Source organism: Geodermatophilus sp. URMC 62 (assembly GCF_052931475.1).
Genome location: NZ_JBRFHY010000001.1, coordinates 447,598 through 470,262, shown reverse-complemented (window position 1 = coordinate 470,262; position 22,665 = coordinate 447,598). Strand labels below are relative to the sequence as shown.

Here is a 22,665-nt window from a genome sequence, read left to right as displayed (position 1 = left end):
CACCGTGGTGGTCGGCCGCATCGGCCGGCCCCACGGTGTCCGTGGTGAGGTGACCGTCGAGGTGCGCACCGACGACCCGGACGACCGCTTCGTCCCCGGCGCCGTCCTGCTAACCGAACCCGCCGCCCGCGGTCCGCTGACCGTGGCCGGCGTGCGCTGGCACCGCGAGGTGCTGCTGCTCACCGTCGCCGGCGTGGAGAGCCGCGAGGCGGCCGAGGAGCTGCGCGACACCGAGCTGCACGTGCCGGTCGCCGACCTCCCGCCGCTGGAGGACCCCGACGCCTACTACGACCACCAGCTCGTCGGCCTGGCCGCCCGGCTGACCGACGGCGCCCCGCTGGGCACCGTCACCGCCGTGCGCCACGAGGGCGCCGACCTGCTGGTCGTCGCGCGCACCGGTGGAGGCGAGCTGCTGGTGCCCTTCGTCGCGGCGATCGTGCCCACCGTCGACCTCGCCGGTGGTGTCGTGGTCGTCGACCCGCCGGAGGGGCTGCTCGACCTGTGAGCGGCCCCTACCGCGTCGACGTCGTCACGATCTTCCCCGAGTACCTCGCCCCGCTGCGCCAGTCGCTGCTGGGCAGGGCCGCCGAGCGCGGCCTGGTCGCCACCGGCGTGCACGACCTCCGGCAGTGGACCGACGACGTCCACCGCACCGTCGACGACGCCCCCTACGGCGGCGGCCCCGGCATGGTCATGCGCCCCGAGCCGTGGGCGCGCGCCCTGGAGGCCGTCCGCCCGCCCGGCACCCGCCTGGTGGTGCCGACGCCGGCCGGGCGCCCGTTCACCCAGGCCGTCGCCGCGCAGTGGGCCGCCGAGCCCGGGCTGGTCTTCGCCTGCGGCCGCTACGAGGGCATCGACCAGCGGGTGGCCGAGTGGGCCGCGGCGGCCGGGCCGGTGTCGGAGGTCTCGATCGGCGACTACGTGCTGGCCGGCGGCGAGTCGGCGGTGCTGGTGATGGTCGAGGCGGTCACCCGGCTGCTGCCCGGCGTCGTCGGCAACCGCGAGTCGGTCGAGGACGACTCGCACGCCGACGGGCTGCTCGAGGGCCCCTCCTACACCCGGCCGGCCTCCTGGCGCGGGTTCGACGTCCCGCCGGTGCTGCTCTCGGGCGACCACGCCGCGATCGCCCGGTGGCGGCGGGCGGAGTCGCTGCGGCGGACGGCGGACCGGCGTCCGGACCTGCTGGCCGCTCTGCCCGAGGACGCCCTCTCGCCGGCCGACCGGGCGGTCCTCGACGGTGCCTGAGAAGGCGTGGGTGCGGCCGACGGCGCGGGTCGTCGTCCTCGACCCCGACGGGCGGGTGCTGCTGCTCGGCGCGCGGCTGACCGACCCCGCCATCCCGCCCGGCGACGTACTGTTCTGGTACACGCCCGGCGGGGGAGTGGAGGACGGCGAGACCGTCCGGCAGGCCGCCGTCCGGGAGCTGTCCGAGGAGATCGGCCTGGTCGTCGACCCCGCGGCGCTCGAGGGCCCGGTGTGGTTCCGGCGGCACGTGGGGCCCTTCGCCGGCGTGCAGGTCGACTCGCGCGAGACCTTCTTCGTGCTGCGCGACGTCGTGCACGAGGTGGACCCGGCCGGGCGCACGGAGCTGGAGCTGCTCGGCGAGGAGCCGCACCGCTGGTGGACGCCGGCCGAGGTCGCCGCCTCGGCCGAGGCGTTCGCGCCCCGCGAGCTGGCCGCGGTGCTGCCCGAGCTGCTCGCCGGACCGTGGCGCCGCCCTCCCCGCGTCGTCGACTGAGCCGTGCCCGCCCGGGGTCCGCTCGGCAGCCCGGCGCGGATGTGGCACAGTAGAGAGCTGCTGCAGACCGGAGGCGCCCGCCGACGGGCACTCCCTCCCGGAGTCGCAGCCATCTGGACCGGAGCGCGGGGCACCCGCTGCCGGGCCGACGACGAGCCACCGCTGAGACCGAGGAATGCTGCGATGAACACCCTGGACGTACTCGACGCCGACTCCTTGCGCGACGACATCCCCGTCTTCCGTCCGGGGGACACCGTCAAGGTGCACGTCCGCGTCGTCGAGGGCAACCGGTCACGCATCCAGGTCTTCCAGGGCGTGGTCATCCGCCGCCAGGGCGGCGGGATCCGCGAGACCTTCACCGTCCGCAAGGTGAGCTTCGGCGTGGGCGTCGAGCGCACCTTCCCGGTGCACACCCCGGTCGTCGAGCGGATCGAGCTCGTCACCCGCGGCGACGTCCGTCGCGCCAAGCTGTACTACCTCCGCGAGCTGCGCGGCAAGGCCGCGAAGATCAAGGAGCGTCGCGAGACCGTCGCGCGCTGACGACCTCCCGGCCGGCCCGACCCGGCCTGTCCGCGGCGGGCTCCCCACGGCCGTACGCTGGCTCCCGATGAGCAGCGACCGGTCCGGGGAGCCCGCCGACGTCATTCCAGGGGACGGTCCCCCCTCCGGAGCCGAGGCCGCCGGCCGCCGCTGGCACCGGCAACGGGGCCAGCGGTCGGAGACCTCGCTGCTGCGCGAGCTGCCGGTGCTGCTCCTGGTGGCCTTCGTGCTGGCGCTGGTGGTCAAGACCTTCTTCGCGCAGGCGTTCTTCATCCCGTCCGGGTCGATGGAGCAGACGCTGCACGGCTGCCCCGGGTGCACCGGTGACCGGGTGCTCGTGAACAAGGTCCCGTACTGGTTCGGCGATCCCGAGCCGGGCGACATCGTCGTCTTCCAGGGCCCCGACACCTGGGTGCCCGAGGTCGACGTCCAGGAGCCGGACAACTGGTTCACCGGCGCGCTGCTGTGGCTGGGCCGCACGGTCGGCGTCGCGCCACCGAGCGAGGACGACTACGTCAAGCGGGTCATCGCCACGGGGGGCCAGACCGTGCAGTGCTGCGACGCCGAGGGCCGGGTGACCGTCGACGGTCAGCCCCTCGACGAGCCCTACATCTACGAGAACACGCCCCTGGAGAGCCGCGCGTTCGACGCGGTGACCGTCCCCGAGGGCCGGTTGTGGGTGATGGGCGACCACCGCTCGGCGTCGGCCGACTCGCGCTCCCACGTCGGTGACCGCTACAGCGGGACGATCGCCGTGGACGACGTCATCGGCAAGGCCGCGCTCATCGTCTGGCCGATCAACCGCTTCGGCACCCTCGACGACCCCGACATCCAGCACACCGAGGCCTCGTCCGTGGCCCCGTCCGACACCCTGAGCCCCGCCGGCTCGGCGCTCCCCGTCGGTGCGGGCCTGGTCGGCGCGCTGCCCGTGACGGTGTGGCACCGCCGGCGGCGGCTGCGCCGCACCGCCGACCGCTAGCGCGGCTGCCCGCACCCGCCCCACGACGGCGTCGTCCCCCGCGGGGCGGCGCCGTCGTCGTGTGTCCGGTCCTTCCCGCGCCATTCTCGTAAATGGCGTCACCATGTCGACAATGCGGGACGTGTCACGGCGCGGTGTTTCTCCCGTGACGGGTCGACCCATTCCGGCCCGGTGCAGAAAGTCGCGGAAAAACATCCGAGAAGTGTTCAAGGACCAGCCATTCCACTCCGATGAGGTGTTCGAGAGCAACTCGGTCCACCGAAATGGAGTACGTCGTGTCCGCACCCATGGCGAGCGCCGCCCGAGGCGTCACCCGCGTCCTCGTCCTCGCCGACGCCCCCGTCCTGCGCCGCGGTCTGGCCAGCATGATCAACGAGACCGCCGGCATGCAGTCGGTCGGCACCCCCGGGGAGATGCGCCGGGCGCTGACCCTGGTGGAGACGGCCCATCCCGACGCCGTGGTCGTGGAGATGGGCGCCGGTCGTGCCGCCACCCTCAACGTCGTCCGCGACCTGCGCCGCCGCTTCCCGCGGGTGGCCGTCATCGCCCTGGCGACCTCCGAGGACCCGGCCGTGGTGAACGAGGCGGTCGCCGCCGGAGTCCGCGGCTACCTGCTGCTGAACACCTCGCCGACCCTGCTCGGCTGGGCGGTCCTGGCCGTCCGCGCCGGCCGCACCGTCGTTGACCCGCAGATCCGCCGCGTCGAGCCCTCGGCCGCTCCGGTCGGCAAGCCGCTGACCCCCGAGGTCCCGCTGACCCGCCGCGAGTCCGACGTCCTCGACGAGCTCCTGCAGGGCCAGTCCAACCGGCAGATCGGCCGCAACCTGTTCATCAGCGAGGACACCGTCAAGTCCCACGTGAAGGCGATCCTGCGCAAGCTGGGTGCCCGCGACCGGGCGCACGCCGTCTCGCTGGTCCTGTCCTCGCGGAACCCGGCCGCCTGCACCTGCGGCGCGCACGGGATGACCGCCGCGGCCCCGGCCCCGGCCGAGGTCTGACCCCCGACGCCCGGGCCCGGCGCGCATCCCCGCCGGGCCCGGCGCACCACGCCCGGGCCGCCCGCCTCCTCGGCGGTCCGGGAGGTGCCCCGCCGGCCGCCAGCCGGCCCGGCCCCGGTCCGCGGGCCGGTCCCCCTTGACCCCGGGGACCGGCCCGCGGTCGTCCGGCGTCCGGCCGTCCCCGCCCCGGCCGCACCGTCGTAGTGTCGGACGGCGATGGCCGGCCGTCTTCCCCTCCCGCACCGGGCAGCGTCCCCCCGGACCTCCCGCTCCGCCGCACCCGCGCCCCACGACGCCCTCTGGGACATGGAGCGCTCGCTGCGCCGCCGCGGCTTCACCGCCGTGGCCGGTGCCGACGAGGCCGGGCGCGGCGCCTGCGCCGGCCCGCTCGTCGCCGCCGCGTGCGTCCTGCCCGCCGGCCGCCGCGGCCGCGTCCCCGGCCTGGCCGACTCCAAGCTGCTGACCGCCGCCAGCCGCGACCGGGTCCACGACGAGATCGTCGCGCGCGCCGTCGCCTGGTCGGTCGTGGTCATCCCGGTCGCCGACCTCGACGCGCGCGGCATGCACGTGACCAACCTCGAGGCGCTGCGCCGCGCGGTCTGCGCGCTCGACCCCGCGGCCGACTACGTCCTCACCGACGGGTTCCCCGTGCCGGGGCTCGGGCGGCCGAACCTCGCCGTCTGGAAGGGCGACCGGGTCGCCGCCTGCGTGGCCGCGGCGTCGGTGCTCGCCAAGGTCGCGCGCGACCGCATCATGCTCGACCTGCACGAGCGCTTCCCGCAGTACGACTTCGCGGTGCACAAGGGCTACACGACCGAGGCCCACACCGCCGCCCTCGAGCGTCACGGTCCCTGCCCCGAGCACCGGTCGCGCTTCGTCAACGTGGTGCGCGCCCGCGAGGCCCACATCCGCGGGGCCCACATCCGCGAGGCCCACAGCCGTGCCGCACACGCCGACCGGGAGCTCCAACTCACCGGTCCCGGCGGCATGGTCGATGATGGGGGCATGCGCCCTGTGTCCGGAGAGCCTCGATGAGCACCGAGGACCTGGAGAAGTACGAGACCGAGATGGAGCTGCAGCTCTATCGCGAGTACCGGGACATCGTCCGACAGTTCACCTACGTGGTGGAGACCGAGCGGCGCTTCTACCTCGCCAACTCCGTGGACCTGCAGGTCCGCGAGGCCGGCGGCGAGGTGTTCTTCGAGCTCAAGCTCTCCGACGCCTGGGTCTGGGACATGTACCGGCCGGCGCGCTTCGTGCGCAACGTCCGGGTGCTGACGTTCAAGGACGTCAACGTCGAGGAGCTGGACAAGCCCGACCTCGAGCTGCCCGACGGCCCCCGGCTGACCTGATCCGCTCCGCACGCCCGGCAGGCTGACCGACCGGGACGACGTCGCCGCCCGGACCGTCCACAGCCCGCCGCGCCGTCCACAGGGAGCCGCCACGGCACCCCGGCGGCGGCCGGAGCGGCGACGGTCGGCGGGTGACCACCACCACCGAACTCGGCAGCCGGGGCGAGGCCATCGCGGCGGTCTACCTCACCGACGCCGGGCTGCTCGTCCTCGACCGCAACTGGCGCTGTCGCGACGGCGAGCTCGACATCGTCGCCCGCGACGGGTCGGCGATCGTCTTCTGCGAGGTCAAGACCCGCCGCGCCACCGGCTTCGGCCACCCGGTGGAGGCGGTCACCCCCGCCAAGCAGCGGCGGCTGCGCACGCTGGCCCAGCGCTGGCTGGCGGCGCACGACCAGCACGCGCCCGACCTCCGCTTCGACGTCGTGGGTGTCCTCGTGCGGCCGGAGCGGCCGGCTCTGGTGACGCACCTGCGCGGGGCCTTCTCGTGACGCTGGCCCGCACCTGGTCGGTGGGCCTGGCCGGCGTCAGCGGCGCCATGGTCGAGGTCGAGGTGGACATGTCGGCCGGTGTTCCGGGGGTGGTCCTGGTCGGCCTCCCCGACGCCGTCGTGCGCCAGTCGGTCGACCGCGTCCGCGCCGCGGTGGTCAACACCGGCGCCTCCTGGCCGATGCGCCGGATCACCATCGGGTTGTCCCCGGCGTCGATGCCCAAGCAGGGGAGTGGGTTCGACCTGGCGCTGGCCGCCGCCGTCCTCGCCGCGGCCGGCACCGTCCCCGCCGACGCCGCCGACGGGCTCGTCCTGCTCGGTGAGCTCGGGCTCGACGGCTCCGTGCGGGCGGTCCGCGGCGTCCTGCCGGCGGTGCTGGCCGCGGCGGCGGCCGGGCACGGCGCCGTCGTGGTCCCGGCCGGCAACGCGGAGGAGGCCGCGCTGGTGCACGGCGTCGAGGTCCTGCCGGCGGCGACCCTCGGCGACCTGGTGGCCCACCTGTCGGGCCACGCCCGCCTGTTGCCGCACGTCCGCGGACCCCTGCCCCCGCCGGGGCCGGTCCCCGACCTCGGCGACGTCGTCGGGCAGGCCGCCGGCCGGCGCGCGGTCGAGGTGGCGGCGGCCGGCGGGCACCACCTGTTCCTCACCGGGCCGCCGGGCGCGGGCAAGACGATGCTCGCCGAGCGGCTGCCCGGGCTGCTGCCCGTCCTCGACGAGCGGGCCGCCCTGGAGGTCACCGGCATCCACTCGGTCGCCGGCACGCTGCCGCCGGGTGTGCCCCTGGTGAGCCGGCCGCCGTTCGAGGCGCCGCACCACTCGGCGACGATGGCGGCGCTCGTCGGCGGCGGCTCGGGAGCGATCCGGCCCGGTGCCCTGTGCCGGGCCCACCGGGGTGTCCTCTTCCTCGACGAGGCGCCGGAGTTCTCCCGCGCGACCCTGGACACGCTGCGCCAGCCACTGGAGCGCGGCGCGGTCACCATCGCCCGCGCGTCGGGGTCGGCGACCTTCCCGTGCCGCGCGCAGCTGGTGCTGGCCGCCAACCCGTGTCCCTGCGCCGGCGCGGCCGGGGACGCCGCCTGCACGTGCAGCCCGCTGGAACGCCGCCGCTACCAGGCCCGGCTGTCGGGCCCGCTGCTCGACCGCATCGACCTGCGCGTGGACCTGCCGCCGGTGACGCGAGCGGCCTGGCTGCGCGGGCAGGAGCCACCGGAGTCGACCGCGCAGGTGGCCGCCCGGGTCGCGGCCGCGCGAGCGGCCTCGGCCGCCCGGCTGGGCCGCGCCGGCCTGGCGCTCAACAGCCAGGTGCCCGGCCGGCTGCTGCGCGAGCGCTGGACGGTGCCCCGGCCGGCGCTGGCCCTGGCCGAGCGGGCGCTCGACCGCGGGGTGCTGTCGGTCCGGGGGCTGGACCGCGTGCTGCGGGTGACGAGGACAACGGTGTAGCTGTAGTGTCGATACCATGGCGAACGCGCTTGGGTATCTGCGCATCTCCGAGGACCGGACGGGTCTCGCCGCTGGTGTGACCCGCCAGCGGGAGGCCACCGAGCGGCGCGCCCGCGAGCGCGGCTGGACCTGGCTCGGCGACGAGCGGGACAACGACCGCTCGGCGAAGGCAGGCAGCCGCAAGCGTGACGGGTTCGAGTCAATGCTCCGCCGCATCGACTCCGGAGAGGTCCAGGTCGTCGTCGCCTGGTCGCTGGACCGGCTACAGCGCAGCCGACGCGACGAGGTCCGGCTCTACGAGCTGTGCCAGGCCAAGGGCGTGACCATCTCCCTCGTCAACGGCGCCGACCTCGACCTGTCGACCGCCGGTGGCCGGCTGGTCGCCGACCAGCTGTCCTCGGTCGCCCGCTACGAGATCGAACTCAAGAGCGACCGGCAGAAGGCCGCACAGGCGCAGGCCGCGCAGGCAGGTCGCCGGGTCGGGGGAAGGCGCCCGTTCGGGTACGCGGAGACCGGCATGACCGTCCGCGAGGACGAGGCCGCCGCCGTCTACGCCGGGTACCGGGCGATCCTCTCCGGCGAGCCCGTCGCCGAGGTCGCCCGCATGTGGAACGACAAGGGGTTCCAGACAGGGCAGGGCCGCCCGTTCACCCGCTCATCCGCCCGCGACGTCCTGCTCAACCCCCGCAACGCAGCGCTGCGCTCGCACGTCTCCGAGGACGACCGCCGGGCCGCCAACGGCTCGCGCGTGTACCGCGACGGGCACATCACCGGACCGGCAGCATGGCCGCCGATCGTGGACGAGGGCACCTGGCGGGCCGCCGTGGACCTCCTGCGCGACCCGAGCCGACGGACGGCGGCGGCCAACGCCCGCGGGCTGCTGACCGGTGTCGCTCGCTGCGCCGTATGCGGGTTGTCCTGCCACGGTGGCGGGGCGACCAAGGGTCAGGGCCGCATCATCCGGTGCCCGAGCATGAAGCATGTGCAGCGGAGCGCCGAACCGGTCGAGGACTACGTCTCCGCCGTCGTCATCGAGCGGCTGTCCCGGCCCGACGCGATCGGGCTGCTGGCCGACAACCAGCGGCCGGACGTCGGGAAGCTGCGGGAACAGGCGGTCGCCCTACGGACCCGCCTCGACGCGCTGGCCGTCGAGTTCGCCGACGGCGCCCTGACCGCGTCCCAGCTGCGCGCCGCCACCGAGCGTCTGCGCGAGCGGCTGGCTGCCGCAGAGGCCGAGCTCGCCGACGCCGGCCGCGTCGACGTCCTCGGGCCGCTGGTGCACGCCGAGAACGTCCGAGCCGCGTGGGACGCGCTGTCGGTAGCTCGCCGCCGCGCCGTCATCGACCTGCTGATGACGGTGCGGCTGCACCCGCCCGGCCGGGGCACACGGACGTTCCGACCCGAGACCGTCGTCATCGAGCGGAAGGAGCCGCTGTGAACGCTGAGCAGGTCGTGAAGGTCATCGAGCTTCGCTGCCCTCAGTGCAACGGCCCCGTGGGCGCCGTGCACCGGGTGCGGAACTACCACCACACCGAACCGGTCTTCACGCCCGACGGCCGAGAACTTCGGGTTACCGACCTGGCCGACGGCCTCGTCGTCACGAGCCGATGGCAGCAGTCCGAGGCCCTGCGGCGCAGTCGTGTACCCGCCGGCCCGGTCGTTGAGTGGCCCGTGCCCGGACTCGCTTCCCCGCTTGTCTGGTGCGTCGATGACGGCATGTTCGAGCTGGACCCGGACGACGTCCAGGCGTGGGCCGTGGACGCCGAGCGTTCAGGGCGGCGAGTTGTAACCCGCGTGGTGAAACCGGCGCCCTGAACGCTGTACAGTCCTGGTTAGTGCCAGGCCGGTAGCGGCCGAAAGCGCCTCGGCGCCGATCCAGCTCAGGGCGGCTGGAGTCATCGAGAGGATGACTCCGCCGTGCCCGCGCACAGCCCTGAAGCCCGCGCTCTCGTCGCGTCCATCGCAGCCCACTCGTCGTGGGCGCGCACCGCCGATCCGGCCGCCCGCACCGCCAACGCTCGCCAGGCCCTCGCCGAGCGCTTCGAGCGCGAAGCCGACCCAGACGGCGTCTTGCCAGCCGCCGAGCGGGCCCGCCGCGCCGAACACCTGCGCAGCGCCCACTACAAGCGCATGGCGCTCAAGAGCGCCCAGGCCCGCCGACAGGCCGCGGACGCCCGCAAGGGGGCGGCCCGATGAGCAGCCGCGCCCAGACGTCGCAGCCCATCCCGTACGAGGAGCACGTCAAGCGCGCCGCCGACCGGCTGGCCGAAGTGCCATTCACCCCCGCCGAGCGAGACCTTCTCGCGCTGCTACTGCGCGGGTCCGTCGTCCTCGTCCGCCCGGCCGAGGCAGGTGCGGGCGGACATGACCTCGGGTCCGAGCGGTGACGGACGCCCGGCTGCCCGAGCGGTGGCTGCTCGACCGGCGGCTCAACCGGGCAAGCGACGCAGCACACCGGACGTTCATCAACGTCCTGCTGTACGCCGTCGCGAACCGGACTGACGGCGTCGTCGAGCTGTCCGAGCTCGAACTGATCACCCGTGTCCGGCCGGAGTGTGTGCCGGAGCTGGTGCGCCTCGAGCTGGTCAGGGTGGACGGTGACCAGCTGACTCTCGTCGACTTCGCCGCCACGCAGACCAGCCGTGACGAGCTGGAGGTGCTGGAGAACGCCCGCCGTCGGGACCGCGAAAAGAAAGCCCGACAGCGGGCCGAGGCGGCCGAGAAGGCTGCTGTCCCCGGGACCGTCCCCGGGGATGTGCCGGGAGACCGTCCCCGGGGACGTCCCGGGGGACGTGTCCCCGGGACAGCACAGGAAGGAAGGAAGGCAGGAAGGCAAGCAGTTACGGAGGACCCTGTTACTGACGCGCGCGAGAGGGATGACGACTCGCCGCCCGTCCGTCCCGCACTGATAGTCCCGGACGACGACGAGCTGGTCGCTCGGCAGCAAGCGGTCGAGGCGGCTCGCCGCCGGCAGCAGGAGCGCGAGTGGGCCCGACGTCAGGCGGCCGGGTGAGCGGCCGTCTCGACCGGTACGGGGAGCCGATCGACGACGTCAACGCCGACACCCCCACGCCGGCCCCGAGTCACGATCCGGCGTGCAGCGGCGGCTGGCTGCCGGACGCCCCGGACGGGCGGGCCGTTCCGTGCACGGTCTGCCGACCTCACCTCATGGGTCGGCGGGAGCGGCTGGCCCGTGCCCTCCGAGGTCCCGGACGGTGACCACCACGGCGAGCGCCCCCGGCACCGGCCCGCCCGAAGACACCCCCTCCCCCCCTCCGTGAGCACACCCCCGCCCCTGGGAGTCAGGCATGACCGAGCACGTGACCGACCTCGACGAGACCGTCCCGGTTCCGGGTGACGACGTCCTCGACACCGAGCGCGAGTACCCCGCCTGCGGCGCCATGGCCCCCGGCATCCCCGGCCCCCGGCATCCCCGGCCCCAGGCGGCGCCCGCCCCGCTCCCCCGCCTGCGGCCGGGGGACCACAACCAAGACCCGCACGACCAGCCCACGCACAACCGCATCGCGCACGACCGAGCAGCACACACGAGCACGAGCAGCACGAGCAGCACGAGCCCGAGCAGCGCGACCAGACCGCTCGACGGTGCTGACAACGCCTTCAAGCGTGGTCTACGAGGTGACACCTGGTTGACCACGAGCACGAGCAGCACGACCGAGCACCACGACCGAGCAGGACGAGCACGAGCAGCAGCACCGAACACAGGGAGCGAGGGCAACGACATGCCGAGTCGCAAGGGCGCAGCACGGCGACGACGACAGCAGCGCAACGCACGAGGTCCAGGCGTTCCGCCCACGTACCGATCAGTCGGTCGCATGGCCGATCAGTGGGAGCACCACGAACAGCAGTGGCCGAGCGCGCTCGCCGAGCAGCAGAGCGAGGAGCAGACCGAGCCGCTGACCGAGGACCACGCGTGACCCGCGACGCGGACGCGCACAACGAGCGGTACGGACCAGCACACCGACGCGAACGCGCACGCTGGCGTCCCGTCGTGCAGGCCGGACAGGCACGGTGCGCCGCACTGGTCTGCCTCGAACCCGACCGCGCCATCGCACCTGACGCCGAGTGGGATCTCGACCACCACGACACCGGCGTCGGCTACCGCGGACCAGCGCACGCACGCTGCAACCGCTCAGCCGGCGGCGCGACTACCGCAGCCCGCGCCGATCCCCGCAGCGGCCTGCTCGTGCGCAGGTGGGGCGACCCGGCCGAGGTCTACCGCGTGGAGCGACCGACCTCCCGCCGGGTCCCGCCGTCGTGACCATCCCCGGGGGGTTGGGGTGCCACTAGGTCACGTGCGAATCGCCACCCCGCCGATGCCGTGGCGAATCTCCGGAAAAAAATGACGTCCCGTTCGCGTACGTACGCAACGCCGCGCAGGTCAGCGCCGTGTCATCCGTGACAAGCGGAACCACCCCCGGAGGGTCGGGGTCACGCAAGCCCGCGGCCTCTCAGACCCCGCCGCCGGTCAGAGGAGCTCCCTCCCCGGCCGAACGTGCCGGAGCCCCACGACACCGACAGGAGACACCCGTGAGTGAACGTGCACCGGCTGGGTTGGGCCCGGCCGGGAGGAAGTTGTTCCGCGACCTGACCAGCGGCTATGTCCTCACCCCGGCGCAGCGTGCGCTGGCGGTGGAGGCGGCGCGTACCGCCGACGCGTTGGTCGACGTGGAGGCCCTGATAGCGGCCGCAAACGGCGCTGAACGGCGTCTGTGCCTCGCTGAAGCCCGGTCGCAGCGGCTCGCGTTGACGCGCATCTTGGCGGCGCTGGCGCGGCCGGAGGAGCCGGCCGCCGCCCGGCCGAAGGGCGGCGGCCGGCTGGCGCAGCTGCGCGCGCTCCACGGTGACCGGCTAGGGCGCACCCCGCCGGGGTCCGCGTCGTGACCGCCGACGGTCCGGATTCGGACCCTCGGGCCGTCCTGCCCCTCGCGCTGCGCGAGTTTCGGGTACGCCAGTGGACCGACGACGCCTCGGCGCGGGAGCCCGCGGACGACGCCGACGCCTGGGGCCCCGAGGAGCACGCCTACGTGGCCGCCTGGGCGCGGTGGGCGCGGGTGATCCGTCGGTGGCTCAACGCCCATCCGCAGGTGGACGGGGAGGCCGTGTGGCGGGCGCTGCACCCGCGGCCTGAGGACGCCGGGGGTCGGTCGTGAGCGGCGAGACGCCGCCTGAGCTGCTGCCGTTTAAGCCTCCCGACACCGCGACGTTCCGCTACCCCCGCCAAATGCCCACTCCCCCTTCCCGATGGAGCAGTTCCCTGTGACCGATCACCGCAGCCATCCTGCAAATGCCCTCCGCACCGTTGCCGCTGAGCTCACCGCGCTCGACAACGCAGACCGGCGGCGAATCGAGGCTCGTGCCCACATCCGGCGGGCCTTCTTCGACCACGACGCCAACGCGATCTGGAGCCACCTCGCCTCCGCCTACCGACTGCTGACTGAGGCCGCTGACGACATCGAGATCGCCATCACTGCCGCCCGTGGCGTCCCGCTTCAGCTGCCCCCGCGTCCCGTTCCCCCCGCGGGAGAGCCAGTCGATGACGACGGGGAAGGGTTGGGGTGACGATGCCGTGGCCGCCGCCGGGCGAGCCGACGCCGCGGGTCGCGTCTGTGGCCGGCTACAGCGCCTGGGCTATTAACCAGGTCCTGAAGAGGGTGCTGGCTGATCCGGCGGCTTGGCGGACGATCGTCGATCCACTGTCGCCGCGGCAGCGTCAGGCGTTCGTCCGGGCACTGAGGTCGATCCACGAGGCGGCTGACGACTGGCTCGCGGTGGAGGCGACTGCCGCTGACGGCAGCGCGGCAACGGCCGCCGGGCCGGTCGCGGCAACCTTGCGACATGACGACGAGGTCGACACCGCCGAGGCGGCCCAGCTGCTCGGCCTTGGCGAGCGGCGCGTCCGCGACCTCGCCGCGGCCGGCTGTCTCGGCGCCCGACGTGTCGGACGTGCGTGGCGCTGCTCGCGGGCCGCGGTCCTCGCCCATGCTGCGGAGCGTCGCTGCGCCGGCTGACGCGCGAGGGCTGCGCCGGACGCTGCCCTTCACGCTCACCCGCTCAGCGGCCACCGAGCCCGACGACGGGCTGGACTTCGAGGGGTACGCCGCCGTCTTCGGCTCGGAGACGTTGATCGACTCCTGGGAGGGGCGATTCCTGGAGTCGATCGCTCCTGGCGCTTTCCGCCGATCTATCCGCGAGAAGACGCCGGTGCTCCAGTTCGATCACGGCCGCCACCCGCTAGTCGGCTCGATCCCCATCGGGGTCATCACCGAACTCGCCGAGGACGATCGTGGTTTGGCCGTGACCGCCCGGCTGCACGAGACCTGGCTGACGGAGCCGGTGCGCACGGCGATCGCCTCCGGGGCGATCAACGGCATGAGCTTCCGGTTCACCGTAGTCCGCGAGGAGTGGCGGGACGCGCAGGGCAAGGTCATCAAGGACGACCGCGAGTTGCTGACGCTGCTCTACGAGCCGAGTGAGCGGGGGTCGCTGCGCCGCACGCTCGTCGAGGTGAAGGTCCCCGAGCTCGGCCCGGTGGTGTTCCCCGCCTACAGCAACACCAGCGCCAGCCTGCGCAACGGTCCGTCGCCTGCACGCGGCACCGACGGCGGTGGCGGGCTTCGCACCCAGCTGGCCCGGTCGGGCCAAGGAGGACGTTTCCGATGATCTACCGTCCCGACGGTTTTGGTCCGGAGGCCCGCGCCTGGCGGGCACGCCGCGAGGCGGAGGCCCGCGGTGACCTCGCCCGGCGGCGCGCTGAGCGGGACAAGGACACCGCGCTGCGCCGCCAGCACGACTTAGCGCGGCGCGAGCAGCGGCGGCGGGAGGAGTTTGAGCGCCGCGTCGATGAGGCTGTCGCCGAGCTGGAGCGGGAGGCGGCGATGCCGCTGCGCGAGCGGGTCCGGCGGGCGATGCTGGCCGGCGGACCCAGCGCTCCCGTCGCCGCGGATAGCCGCGCAAGCACGACGCGACCGAGCGACGACACGCGACGCCGCGTCCGCGAGATGCAGGCGACCATGGCCGAGGCGATGGCGAAGGTCCGCAGACCGGCTCCGGCCTCTGGGCCACGGGCACCGGCCCCGGCCCGACCGCCCGATGACACCCGGTCCGACATCTGGTGGCTGCGCGCGAGCACGGTGGATATCCGCGCCGCCGCGGCGCAGGCCGGCTACCGGTCGACCGCGGAATTTGTGGCGGAGCGCTGCCCGTTCCGGCGGGGCGGCTCGATGAATCTGGACTCCGGTGCCTGACTCCGCAGGCACCTGCGCACCGGCTCTGCCGGGAGGAGCACCGGCCCAGGCCTCCTCCCGGCAGCGGCCACCTACCAACCTGATGTGACCGGAGAGCCAGTCAGGGAGTCTCGTCGTCAGCGTACGTCGCTGAGGCTCAGCCAAAGCCGCCACGATGGTCCGGTGTAGTCGGCGCGCTGAACTCCGCCGAGGAGCACCCGCACCTTCACCGCCGCAGGCACCTGAACCGTCGGGCCGACGCGCAGCGACGTGGTGACCGACTCCGGGATGTCGCCTCGATCGACGCGGATTCGCGCACCCTCGTTCGTGATGCAGCGACCAGTGACACTGACTTGACGGCCAGCCTGCTGCGAATGGCCAGAATCGTCGTAGCCCGCCGGGGCACAACACTGCTTGCCGACGGAGTCGATCGAGAACTCGATGAGGATCTTATGTGCCAGCGCTAGCGACTATGTCCCCAAGCGGCCCACTTGGGGACACCTGCACAGCCCAGTCCAGGGCCGTTACGAGGTGGAGCTTCGACGTCAGTCCGAGACGGCCACCTCAGATGTGTAGAGCTGCCCGAAGTAGGTGAGGTCCCAGTCGAGGTCCGCCGCACGGAGCCCAGCGGCGTAGTTGTTGATGACGTCGTGGATGCTGAAACGTCCGCCTCTATGCGGTCCGGGCGAGCGCGTTCGCGTCGGGCGCGGGAACGCCTGGAGCCTCTCAACCATGACCTTAGAAGCTCCACTCCCACCCGGTGGGCTGACCCATCGGCGTGTAGATGAGCGTGCCGGTGGTGGACGGAACGTCCAGGATGACGGTGCCTCGGTACTGCGACGCCGGCACGAACATGTCGGACGGGAAGACGCTGGGATCGTCGTAGCTGATGCACGAGTAGGTCGGCGCGGTCGCGATGTTGGAAATCGTCACGCCGTCGGGACCCACCAGGGAGAAGTCCGCGGGGTTCATCGCGAAGACGAGCTGGTCCGCGGGGTAGGTCTCGGTCGTGGACGCACGGATGTCCAGCGCCAGGAAGTGCCCGTTCTGCGGTGGCTGCGCGTACTCGCTCGGGCAGGGCGCGTCCACCCGGATGTCGTCGATCGTGAACGAGAGGACGAGCTCGTCGAGCGTCGGCGTCGTGTCGTCTGGGTGCGTGAACCCGCCCACCTCGCCGAGTCCCTTCACGATGTGGCCGCGTGGGCTGCGCGGCACCGCCTCGCTGGTGGGCGCGGCGCTCGTGGCTGACGGCGTTGACGGCGTTGACGGCGTTGACGGCGTTGACGGCGTTGACGGCGTTGCGGTCGGCGGCAGCGTGGGCGTCGCGGCGAAGGACGTGTCCGTGTCCTCGCGGCTACCGGCCCAGTTCCCTGCGGCGAACGCTCCCACCGTGAGGGCGATGACTCCGACAACGGCGCCTGGCCTGGACAGCTTCATAGGTCGTATTCTCCCCCGTGCGTGTGGCTGTAGTCGTGGCGTGCCAAGTGAGTAGCCGCGCCTGCTTGCAGGGGGCGCGACTACTCGGTCGTGCTAGATGCGCGAGCGCGGTAGCGCACATCGCCGTCATCGTCTGTGTCGACTTGGACCAGTTTTCGGTGCATGTGACGACGGTAGGGGCAAAGACCGGCCGATTGGGGAACTTGACGGTCGCGTGCCGAGCGGTGCCGCGGTGATGACATCGCTTGCGGATTCGGCGCAGCGTCCCAATGCGGCTCACTATGGGAGGGGCGGGCGTGGCTGGCGGGCCCTCTGCCACGGTGGGGACTGGGTCGCCGACTTGGAAGTTGGGTGCTACTGCCTGCGACACTGGAACAAAAATGGGCGCCCTTCGGTCGCTTGCGCTCGGCGTCCGGACTCCGCCTCTAAATCGCCCGTAGAGCCAGCAGTGCAGCCACCTGAGACGGGTGGCGCTTCTTGAGGCAGCCCGACATCTCGGTGCATTCCTCTATGCGAGGTGCTCAGCCGGCTGATGTCGGCCCGGCACCGCGATGCCACGCCTGACGGCGGGCAGCCACGTCACTCCTGATGGAGCGCTCAAGAGAGCCTAAGCGGGCGCCGAAGCCACTGTCTCTCAAGCCGCCTCTATATCGAGCTAGCCGGGTGTCCCATAGCGGCCCACTCAGGGACACCAATGGATTGCGCGGCTTCTGCGGTCAGTGGATGGGAGCCACGGTACCCACGGCGGCTTATCAGGGTCTGGTCCCTGCGACAATGGTGAGCTGCGATCTACTTCGGGGTGGGTAAGGCTGTCCGAATCCATTGATGAATCTCGGTCGACAAATTCAGATCGTATTCTGCTAGGCGACGGATTCCCTTTGCTAGTCGATAAGTCACGACGACCCATGCGAGAGGTAACACAACGCATGTGAGCATCGGGAGGCTTAGGAGCGACTCAAGCCAAGCCCATGGCAGACCGTGTAGGTGTGCCCAGTTGGGGGGCAAGAGAACTAGAATGAAGACGAGCGAGAGAGTTATGGCGCCCCCAAATACGGCCAGGATCGCAATGTAATAAGACCCGACCCCGTATCGGCGCTTCTGACCTGATAGCGAATTAGCCGCCATGTAGTTTTCGATCATCAGCGTAGGAAGCTTCGCATGTGTGCCGAAGTGGGTGTCGACCTCCCGACCCGCCCACGACTCGATGGCACGGAGCAGCTTTGCTGCTCGACCTTGGCGTCGGACCTCCCCAAGAAAGACTACTGTCGCGGCGATCGCGAGAATCGGCTCGGTTAACCCGAAAATGAGGTACACGATTGCGGGGTCGGCAGCCGGCGTCTTAGGAGTAGTCGGTCGCACGTATATGAGGCCGCCTAAAAAGATCGGAGCGAAGACCGTCGAAAACCATTGGATTGTCTTCTGTTGCACATCGCGCGATTGTGTTATGTCTGCACGTATTGATTCTAAAGAGAATAACAAGAGCTTCTGTGGGTCGGCCTGGGTTAAGGATTGAGGGTCCTTTACAGGCTCTCTCTTCCGAGGCGGCATAAGAAGATTATGCGGTCCAGGCCAGCTGCGCGTCGCGACGCTCAACCAGACTGTCGTCGCGTCTCGGGGCAACGCCTGAGCCCACGGCCTCAGGGGTGACTTTCGATGCCAGGCCTTCACCCCGAGTGCTCGTCGACAAGGACGCCGCTGGCGCCCAAATCGCAGAACTCACCGACTGACCTTGGGTTCGACACCCATGGGGTGTCCCTGAAGCCGCCTTCAGGACCACTCAGCTGTCACGCCTGCTCGAGCCCCGCCGCACTGTGTTGGACGCCATCACAGACCGGAACCTCCCCGAACCAGCGTGCCACGCGTTGGGTCATCGGCATCGGCATCGGCATCGGGGCGGACGGTCCACCCATCCGGCCACTTCCGATCGAGGTCCCGATCGTTAATACGTAAGACCCGCACTGATTCCAACACGACGTTCTCGGAGTGAGTCACCCCGCCGAACAGGGCGTGCCCGGAGAAGGTCGCCCCGGTGAACGCGGCGTGCCCGGAGAAGGTCGCCCCGGTGAACGCGGTGTGCCCGGAGAAGGTCGCCCCGAAGAACCAGGCGCGCCCGGAGAAGGTCGCCCTGGTGAACACGGCGTACCCGGAGAAGGTCGCCCTGGTGAACGCGGCGTGCCCGGAGAAGGTCGCCCTGGTGAACGCGGCGTGCCCGGAGAAGGTCGCCCCGCCAAACTCGGCGTGCCCGGAGAAGGTCGCCCCGGTGAACCCGGCGTCCCCGGAGAAGGTCGCCCTGGTGAACACGACGTCCTTGCAGAAGGTCGCACTGTTGTCGAACACGGCGTGCCCGGAGAAGGTCGCCCCGAAGAACCAGGCGCGCCCGGAGAAGGTCGCCCCGGTGAACCCGGCGTCCCCGGAGAAGGTCGCCCCGCCAAACTCGGCGTGCCCGGAGAAGGTCGCCCCGGTGAACCCCGCGTGCCCGGAGAAGGTCGCCTCGGTGAACTCGGCGTCCCCGGAGAAGGTCGCCCCGCCAAACCCCGCGTGCCCGGAGAAGGTCGCCCCGCCGAACCCCGCGTCCCCGAAAAAGATCGCCCCGCCAAACTCGGCGTCCCCGGAGAAGGTCGCCCCGCCAAACCCCGCGTCCCCGAAAAAGATCGCCCCGCCAAACTCGGCGTGCCCGGAGAAGGTCGCCCGTACGAAACGTGCGTAGGTTACTGACAATCCCCACAGGTCCAGGTCGACCAGGCTGGCTTCGGTGAGGTCGAGGCTGATACCGGGCCAGAAGTCCACCTGAGGAGAGGCTTCGATGGCCTGGGCGTTCAGCCCCGGAGTATTCGGCGGACAGTGCAGGTGGGCGGCGAGGAGGCGCTGGGCGGTCTGGCGGACCAGCAGCTCCTCGGCCGTGTTCCGTTCCAACTCTCGGTCGATGGCATCAGACGAGGATGCATTCTCCCTTCCTTCAGCCGGTAATTCGGTCGTCGGCTCATGCCGCTGGGGAGCCTTGAAGGGCATCCGCAAGTAGGCGCAGAGCACATCGACGACGGCCTGGCGAAGCTCGAGGTTGTCCTGGGCGAGGCGCTCCAGCGAATACATGGCACCCAGCCGGACCGGGGCCTTGTCGTGGCCGAGCTGCTCGATCGCCTTGGCGTACCGGTCGCGTCGATCGGCCTCGCGATTCGCCCGCTGCGTTTCCTCCAACGCTAGCCGGCCCCGATGGTCGGCTTCCCGGTTCGTCCGCTGCGTCTCCAGCAACGCCTGTTGGTTGAGCCTTATTGTGCGCGCGGTGAAGTACAGCCCGGCTCCGGCGGCAGCCGCCGCGATGACTGCTGCGGCGACAGTGAGGATTCCGCCGCGGGTAGTGGCTGTGGCCTGCGCGGCGCCGTCCTTTGCTCGATATAGATCTGGGGCCTTGACCCACAAGATCACCAGACCGGTGATCAGCAGCACCGCGAGCAGTCCGGCCGCGGACCACCGCCATGGGTGCCGCGAGCGAGGCTCGTTGGACGGCCCGCCGACTGACATGGTCCTCGTTCTACCGTGACGTCCGTGATCAGGCACATCAGCTTGCTGTCGCGGACCGCCAAGTCGCTGAGAAGCCGCCTTCAGGGATAGGGGTGGCGGGACTAAAAGATTTACAGCATACGGCCTAGTAGGCCGTCGACGACGCTCCCCACAAGCGCCACCTGAGCCCACGTCCCATGGTGGCTCTCGCCGCTGAGCAAGGTGTCGAGGCGGTCTCTAGAGACCTCACCGGGGAGTTACGGGCTCTGCGGGGAGCCTTTGAAGCATCCGGCCCCGCCCACGCTGCTGGCCAGGCTTCCTGACCACTACCCGGACTCGACTTCGAACCGTCCGGAACTCCCGCACTTAGTTCTCTGTAGACAGCACTGGGCCCCGCCGTCGGGGGATCGGCGGGTCCCAGGCTGGGTGCTCGCTTGCTACATCAGATCACCCCACCAACGGGCCAGGTCACCCAGCCGAAGGGCCCAGAGGGAGAGCTGGCCCAGGGTGCGGGTGTTGTCGGGGTCGCGCAGCAAGTGGCGGCAACAGGCGACCGTGCGGGTAAGGGGCGAGGGCGTTTTGTTCATGTCGCCTACGTCTGCGAGGGGCGGAGCCCTTGCTCGCGGGCGTAGCTGGGAAGGCTTCGATCCGACATCGGCGGTCGCGGAGGGTTAACACTGTTGACTCCGTTGCGGAGGGGCACCCGGAGCGCGTGGGACTTCCTGTGCCCCCAGGGCGCGTCGAAATCGAGCTCACGCTGTGGATAGGGTCTTGACGGCGTGAGGCTTGTCGCTCGATGGGGTCGCCTTAGCTGAGACGACCCCAGAACGACGTGTCTGACGTCCGCAAGGTTCGTCGCATCCGGGATCAACCGTGCGGATCTAGGCCCCACCCCGACCGGCACCCCTCGCCGTCTTCCCGGCGAGGGGCGCCGGTCGTGTTCAGGCGTCGGTGCTGGGGGCGCTCCCGCCGTCCGGCAGCCAGGTGCCGTCCGGCTGCTGCACGAAGCCGGCTTCCCGCAGTAGCCGTTCGGCCTGGATCAGGCGGTAGGCGTGCGCGTCGCGGCTATCCCGGTCGTGGACCTGCCGGTTGGGCTTATTGTGGCTCATTGGGGCTCCTCATGGGATGCGTGAGTGCCCTGCCATGCCTCGCCATGCGCTGGCCGGCTCGTCGGGCGTGGCATGAAGCCCTACCGGCAGTAAAGACGCTACCCGCTTGGGGTCGGACTGTCAGCCTGCCGCAGTCTCCTGGCCGAGTTGACGGCCGCTGTCCCGATTAGGGGCGGTAGCCCAGGACATCGGCGGGCGCCCGGCCGGTCGCCAGGCGGTGGGCGTGCCGCTGCCGGCCGGTGCTCTCGTCGGCCCAGCGGATGAGGCTCGACGTTGTCGGCGCAGGACCCGCGGTGTCAGGCAGCGGGATCGGCGGTGGCATCAGCGTGGTGAGGATGTCGCAGCTGCCCGGCAGCTCACCGGCCACCGCGGTCCCCGTCGCGCAGCCTCTCGACGAGCAGGTCGATGAGAGCCTGGAGGTCAGCGACGTCGACGATCCAGCTCCGGACGCCCGTGTGGTCCAGGCCGGTCAACTCGAACAGGCCGGGCGCCACGGACCGGATGAGGAGTCGGTCCGTGATCGCCCGGACCTCGCCGAAGTTGTCATCGGTCACGAACTTTTTCCACGTGACGTAACGCTGTGAAGGCCGCGAGGGACCACCTCACAGCGCCGGCCCCTCGCTCTCCCACAAGGGTTCGTGCTTGGCGAGGTACCGATCAGTGAGGTTGTTGATCTCCTCATCCTTGCGGGCTACGAACTCCCTCATCGCGGCGGTGATCGCGAGCAAGTCGTCCTTGGTGCACTGTTTGAACGTGGTTACCCTGCCGTCGGGCAGGGTGACTGACGTGTTCAGCGCGTGCTGCCATGCTCGGCGGTGGCGGTCGGGGTCGGACTCGCCTGTGTCGCCGTTCAGCTGCTCGATGATGCGGCCGTAGGCGTAGAACTGCTGCTCGGTGATCATAAAGTCGTCACCGCAGTCCCTCGGCGCGGGTCGCTAGCGTTCGTCATGGGTGGCTCATCCTTTCGAGGAGGGTGAGTGATCAAGGATCCGTTAGGGGTCCATGCCCTGAGCGGGCCCGCCTACGCCTCGGGTCCGGAGGCGACACTTACGCTAAGCCGTTGCCCTGCGGATAGCGAGCGGCCTGGCGGTTTACGCGCCATGGTGGTCCTCGTGACGGACTCTGAAACCTGGAAAGACAAGTATGCCCAGGAGCTGTTCACTTACGAACGGCTGATGGCCCGCAGTATCCAAACCAACTCCATGCAATGGCAAGCGCCCAGCCTCGCCCTAGCAGCGCAAGCCTTCCTACTGACCATTGCCCTACGCGACCAGGCCCGTCCTACGGCAACAACGACCGTCTGTTTCGTCGGGGTCCTCATGACGCTTATGGCCTGGCAACTCATGGCGCGGCATCGCTATTTTTTCCACCTCGACCAGGCAGATATGGAGAATCTCGAGGACGCCCTTGACCTACTCCGTATCTCCGACCGTGACCGTCAGATGGCGCGGCTCAGCCGGGTGCAACCGCCTTGGTTGGGGCGTGCATGGGCCTACGACGTTTGGAAGGCAGGATTCTTCTTGATCGCCCTTGTCGACGTCGGCATTGGGCTCAGCGCCTGGTGGCCGGCTCAGTGGGTGATAGTCGGCCTGGTAGCGGCACTGCTTGCTGTATGGGGCTGGGCGCTACTGGCGTCGGCGGCACACCCGTTGCGGATCCGCTTCCGCTGATCCGCTGTCCTCCGGGCCCTCTGGAGTTAGCTGAACTCCAGCAGAATCCCTACCTTGATCATCGTGGCCTCGTTAGAAGTTCACACCTAGCCACAGGAACAGAATATTCAATAGCACCATGAGGCACAAAACAGCGGTAACGATGATGAAGACGGTGCTAAGGCAGCCCC

Annotated in this window: 29 protein-coding genes; 24 read left to right on the top strand and 5 right to left on the bottom strand. The window is 71.0% G+C overall.

Translation table 11 applies throughout. From position 1 onward, the window contains the following. Positions 1-4: 4 nt before the first annotated feature. The 22 genes from rimM (at position 5) to ACU616_RS02120 (ending at position 14,802) form a co-directional block, all read left to right on the top strand. Positions 5-505 (top strand): ribosome maturation factor RimM, encoded by a 501-nt coding sequence (rimM, locus tag ACU616_RS02225; RefSeq protein WP_446761445.1) that lies wholly within the window; start codon positions 5-7, stop codon positions 503-505. Next, positions 502-1,245, top strand: coding sequence for a tRNA (guanosine(37)-N1)-methyltransferase TrmD (gene trmD, locus ACU616_RS02220; protein WP_446756860.1), 744 nt, complete (start codon positions 502-504; stop codon positions 1,243-1,245). The genes rimM and trmD overlap by 4 nt, the downstream gene beginning before the upstream one ends. Then, on the top strand, positions 1,238-1,738 hold the full coding sequence (locus tag ACU616_RS02215; protein ID WP_446756859.1) for an NUDIX hydrolase: 501 nt from the start codon (positions 1,238-1,240) through the stop codon (positions 1,736-1,738). Before trmD ends, ACU616_RS02215 begins: the two co-directional genes overlap by 8 nt. 183 nt (positions 1,739-1,921) lie before the next feature. After that, entirely contained in the window at positions 1,922-2,278 is a 357-nt protein-coding gene (rplS, locus tag ACU616_RS02210; protein WP_446756858.1) for a 50S ribosomal protein L19, read from the top strand. Positions 2,279-2,345: 67 nt separating this feature from the next. After that, entirely contained in the window at positions 2,346-3,257 is a 912-nt protein-coding gene (gene lepB, locus ACU616_RS02205; protein WP_446756857.1) for a signal peptidase I, read from the top strand. A 275-nt stretch (positions 3,258-3,532) separates the two neighbouring features. Further along, positions 3,533-4,255, top strand: coding sequence for a LuxR C-terminal-related transcriptional regulator (locus ACU616_RS02200; RefSeq protein WP_446756856.1), 723 nt, complete (start codon positions 3,533-3,535; stop codon positions 4,253-4,255). 306 nt (positions 4,256-4,561) lie between these two features. After that, positions 4,562-5,290 (top strand): ribonuclease HII, encoded by a 729-nt coding sequence (locus ACU616_RS02195; RefSeq protein ID WP_446756855.1) that lies wholly within the window; start codon positions 4,562-4,564, stop codon positions 5,288-5,290. Next, positions 5,287-5,607 (top strand): DUF2469 domain-containing protein, encoded by a 321-nt coding sequence (locus tag ACU616_RS02190; protein WP_446756854.1) that lies wholly within the window; start codon positions 5,287-5,289, stop codon positions 5,605-5,607. Before ACU616_RS02195 ends, ACU616_RS02190 begins: the two co-directional genes overlap by 4 nt. Before the next feature lie 131 nt (positions 5,608-5,738). After that, the gene (locus ACU616_RS02185; RefSeq protein WP_446756853.1) at positions 5,739-6,098 is read left to right on the top strand and encodes a YraN family protein; all 360 of its coding nucleotides are present in this window, start codon (positions 5,739-5,741) and stop codon (positions 6,096-6,098) included. Beyond that, positions 6,095-7,537, top strand: a complete 1,443-nt coding sequence (locus ACU616_RS02180; RefSeq protein ID WP_446756852.1) for a YifB family Mg chelatase-like AAA ATPase — start codon at positions 6,095-6,097, stop codon at positions 7,535-7,537. The genes ACU616_RS02185 and ACU616_RS02180 overlap by 4 nt, the downstream gene beginning before the upstream one ends. Positions 7,538-7,553: 16 nt before the next feature. Further along, positions 7,554-8,975, top strand: a complete 1,422-nt coding sequence (locus ACU616_RS02175) for a recombinase family protein (RefSeq protein WP_446756851.1) — start codon at positions 7,554-7,556, stop codon at positions 8,973-8,975. Continuing rightward, positions 8,972-9,352, top strand: coding sequence for a hypothetical protein (locus ACU616_RS02170; protein ID WP_446756850.1), 381 nt, complete (start codon positions 8,972-8,974; stop codon positions 9,350-9,352). Before ACU616_RS02175 ends, ACU616_RS02170 begins: the two co-directional genes overlap by 4 nt. Before the next feature lie 102 nt (positions 9,353-9,454). After that, positions 9,455-9,733: a hypothetical protein gene (locus ACU616_RS02165; RefSeq protein ID WP_446756849.1), complete on the top strand. Its 279-nt coding sequence runs from the start codon at positions 9,455-9,457 to the stop codon at positions 9,731-9,733. Beyond that, positions 9,730-9,924, top strand: coding sequence for a hypothetical protein (locus ACU616_RS02160; protein ID WP_446756848.1), 195 nt, complete (start codon positions 9,730-9,732; stop codon positions 9,922-9,924). The genes ACU616_RS02165 and ACU616_RS02160 overlap by 4 nt, the downstream gene beginning before the upstream one ends. Next, the gene (locus ACU616_RS02155; RefSeq protein ID WP_446756847.1) at positions 9,921-10,550 is read left to right on the top strand and encodes a hypothetical protein; all 630 of its coding nucleotides are present in this window, start codon (positions 9,921-9,923) and stop codon (positions 10,548-10,550) included. The genes ACU616_RS02160 and ACU616_RS02155 overlap by 4 nt, the downstream gene beginning before the upstream one ends. A 918-nt stretch (positions 10,551-11,468) precedes the next feature. Next, positions 11,469-11,816 (top strand): hypothetical protein, encoded by a 348-nt coding sequence (locus tag ACU616_RS02150; protein WP_446756846.1) that lies wholly within the window; start codon positions 11,469-11,471, stop codon positions 11,814-11,816. A gap of 314 nt (positions 11,817-12,130) precedes the next feature. Then, the gene (locus tag ACU616_RS02145; protein ID WP_446756845.1) at positions 12,131-12,439 is read left to right on the top strand and encodes a hypothetical protein; all 309 of its coding nucleotides are present in this window, start codon (positions 12,131-12,133) and stop codon (positions 12,437-12,439) included. Then, the gene (locus ACU616_RS02140) at positions 12,436-12,708 is read left to right on the top strand and encodes a hypothetical protein (protein WP_446756844.1); all 273 of its coding nucleotides are present in this window, start codon (positions 12,436-12,438) and stop codon (positions 12,706-12,708) included. Before ACU616_RS02145 ends, ACU616_RS02140 begins: the two co-directional genes overlap by 4 nt. Before the next feature lie 106 nt (positions 12,709-12,814). After that, positions 12,815-13,117, top strand: a complete 303-nt coding sequence (locus tag ACU616_RS02135) for a hypothetical protein (RefSeq protein ID WP_446756843.1) — start codon at positions 12,815-12,817, stop codon at positions 13,115-13,117. A 47-nt stretch (positions 13,118-13,164) separates the two neighbouring features. Further along, entirely contained in the window at positions 13,165-13,566 is a 402-nt protein-coding gene (locus ACU616_RS02130; protein ID WP_446756842.1) for a helix-turn-helix domain-containing protein, read from the top strand. Continuing rightward, positions 13,538-14,218 carry an HK97 family phage prohead protease gene (locus ACU616_RS02125; RefSeq protein ID WP_446756841.1) on the top strand — a complete coding sequence of 227 codons (681 nt, stop codon included), beginning with the start codon at positions 13,538-13,540 and terminating at the stop codon, positions 14,216-14,218. The genes ACU616_RS02130 and ACU616_RS02125 overlap by 29 nt, the downstream gene beginning before the upstream one ends. After that, the gene (locus ACU616_RS02120) at positions 14,215-14,802 is read left to right on the top strand and encodes a hypothetical protein (RefSeq protein WP_446756840.1); all 588 of its coding nucleotides are present in this window, start codon (positions 14,215-14,217) and stop codon (positions 14,800-14,802) included. The genes ACU616_RS02125 and ACU616_RS02120 overlap by 4 nt, the downstream gene beginning before the upstream one ends. Positions 14,803-15,326: 524 nt before the next feature. On the opposite strand, the gene ACU616_RS02115 is transcribed toward ACU616_RS02120, so the two are convergent. From ACU616_RS02115 to ACU616_RS02100, 4 genes are all read right to left on the bottom strand, one after another. Beyond that, positions 15,327-15,515 carry a hypothetical protein gene (locus tag ACU616_RS02115; protein WP_446756839.1) on the bottom strand — a complete coding sequence of 63 codons (189 nt, stop codon included), beginning with the start codon at positions 15,513-15,515 and terminating at the stop codon, positions 15,327-15,329. A gap of 4 nt (positions 15,516-15,519) precedes the next feature. After that, positions 15,520-16,218, bottom strand: a complete 699-nt coding sequence (locus ACU616_RS02110) for a hypothetical protein (protein WP_446756838.1) — start codon at positions 16,216-16,218, stop codon at positions 15,520-15,522. Positions 16,219-18,042: 1,824 nt separating this feature from the next. Next, positions 18,043-19,662, bottom strand: a complete 1,620-nt coding sequence (locus ACU616_RS02105) for a pentapeptide repeat-containing protein (protein ID WP_446756837.1) — start codon at positions 19,660-19,662, stop codon at positions 18,043-18,045. Between the two features lie 995 nt (positions 19,663-20,657). Next, positions 20,658-20,825 carry a hypothetical protein gene (locus ACU616_RS02100; RefSeq protein ID WP_446756836.1) on the bottom strand — a complete coding sequence of 56 codons (168 nt, stop codon included), beginning with the start codon at positions 20,823-20,825 and terminating at the stop codon, positions 20,658-20,660. A 335-nt stretch (positions 20,826-21,160) separates the two neighbouring features. Between ACU616_RS02100 and ACU616_RS02095 the strand changes: the two genes are divergently transcribed. Next, positions 21,161-21,409 carry a hypothetical protein gene (locus ACU616_RS02095; protein ID WP_446756835.1) on the top strand — a complete coding sequence of 83 codons (249 nt, stop codon included), beginning with the start codon at positions 21,161-21,163 and terminating at the stop codon, positions 21,407-21,409. 18 nt (positions 21,410-21,427) lie between these two features. Here ACU616_RS02095 and ACU616_RS02090 read toward each other — a convergent pair whose 3' ends face one another. Then, positions 21,428-21,727, bottom strand: a complete 300-nt coding sequence (locus ACU616_RS02090) for a hypothetical protein (protein WP_446756834.1) — start codon at positions 21,725-21,727, stop codon at positions 21,428-21,430. A gap of 210 nt (positions 21,728-21,937) precedes the next feature. Between ACU616_RS02090 and ACU616_RS02085 the strand changes: the two genes are divergently transcribed. Further along, positions 21,938-22,495, top strand: coding sequence for a hypothetical protein (locus ACU616_RS02085; RefSeq protein WP_446756833.1), 558 nt, complete (start codon positions 21,938-21,940; stop codon positions 22,493-22,495). The last annotated feature ends 170 nt before the right edge of the window (positions 22,496-22,665 follow it).

Excerpts from the sequence above, each read along its gene's own strand:
- ACU616_RS02110 (WP_446756838.1), bottom strand. The coding sequence starts at position 16,218 with ATGAAGCTGTCCAGGCCAGGCGCCGTTGTCGGAGTCATCGCCCTCACG.
- ACU616_RS02195 (WP_446756855.1), top strand. The coding sequence starts at position 4,562 with ATGGAGCGCTCGCTGCGCCGCCGCGGCTTCACCGCCGTGGCCGGTGCC.
- ACU616_RS02090 (WP_446756834.1), bottom strand. The coding sequence starts at position 21,727 with ATGATCACCGAGCAGCAGTTCTACGCCTACGGCCGCATCATCGAGCAG.
- ACU616_RS02190 (WP_446756854.1), top strand. The coding sequence starts at position 5,287 with ATGAGCACCGAGGACCTGGAGAAGTACGAGACCGAGATGGAGCTGCAG.
- ACU616_RS02125 (WP_446756841.1), top strand. The coding sequence starts at position 13,538 with ATGCTGCGGAGCGTCGCTGCGCCGGCTGACGCGCGAGGGCTGCGCCGG.
- ACU616_RS02175 (WP_446756851.1), top strand. The coding sequence starts at position 7,554 with ATGGCGAACGCGCTTGGGTATCTGCGCATCTCCGAGGACCGGACGGGT.
- ACU616_RS02115 (WP_446756839.1), bottom strand. The coding sequence starts at position 15,515 with ATGGTTGAGAGGCTCCAGGCGTTCCCGCGCCCGACGCGAACGCGCTCG.
- ACU616_RS02095 (WP_446756835.1), top strand. The coding sequence starts at position 21,161 with ATGTCGCAGCTGCCCGGCAGCTCACCGGCCACCGCGGTCCCCGTCGCG.
- ACU616_RS02100 (WP_446756836.1), bottom strand. The coding sequence starts at position 20,825 with ATGAGCCACAATAAGCCCAACCGGCAGGTCCACGACCGGGATAGCCGC.
- rplS (WP_446756858.1), top strand. The coding sequence starts at position 1,922 with ATGAACACCCTGGACGTACTCGACGCCGACTCCTTGCGCGACGACATC.
- ACU616_RS02120 (WP_446756840.1), top strand. The coding sequence starts at position 14,215 with ATGATCTACCGTCCCGACGGTTTTGGTCCGGAGGCCCGCGCCTGGCGG.
- lepB (WP_446756857.1), top strand. The coding sequence starts at position 2,346 with ATGAGCAGCGACCGGTCCGGGGAGCCCGCCGACGTCATTCCAGGGGAC.
- ACU616_RS02160 (WP_446756848.1), top strand. The coding sequence starts at position 9,730 with ATGAGCAGCCGCGCCCAGACGTCGCAGCCCATCCCGTACGAGGAGCAC.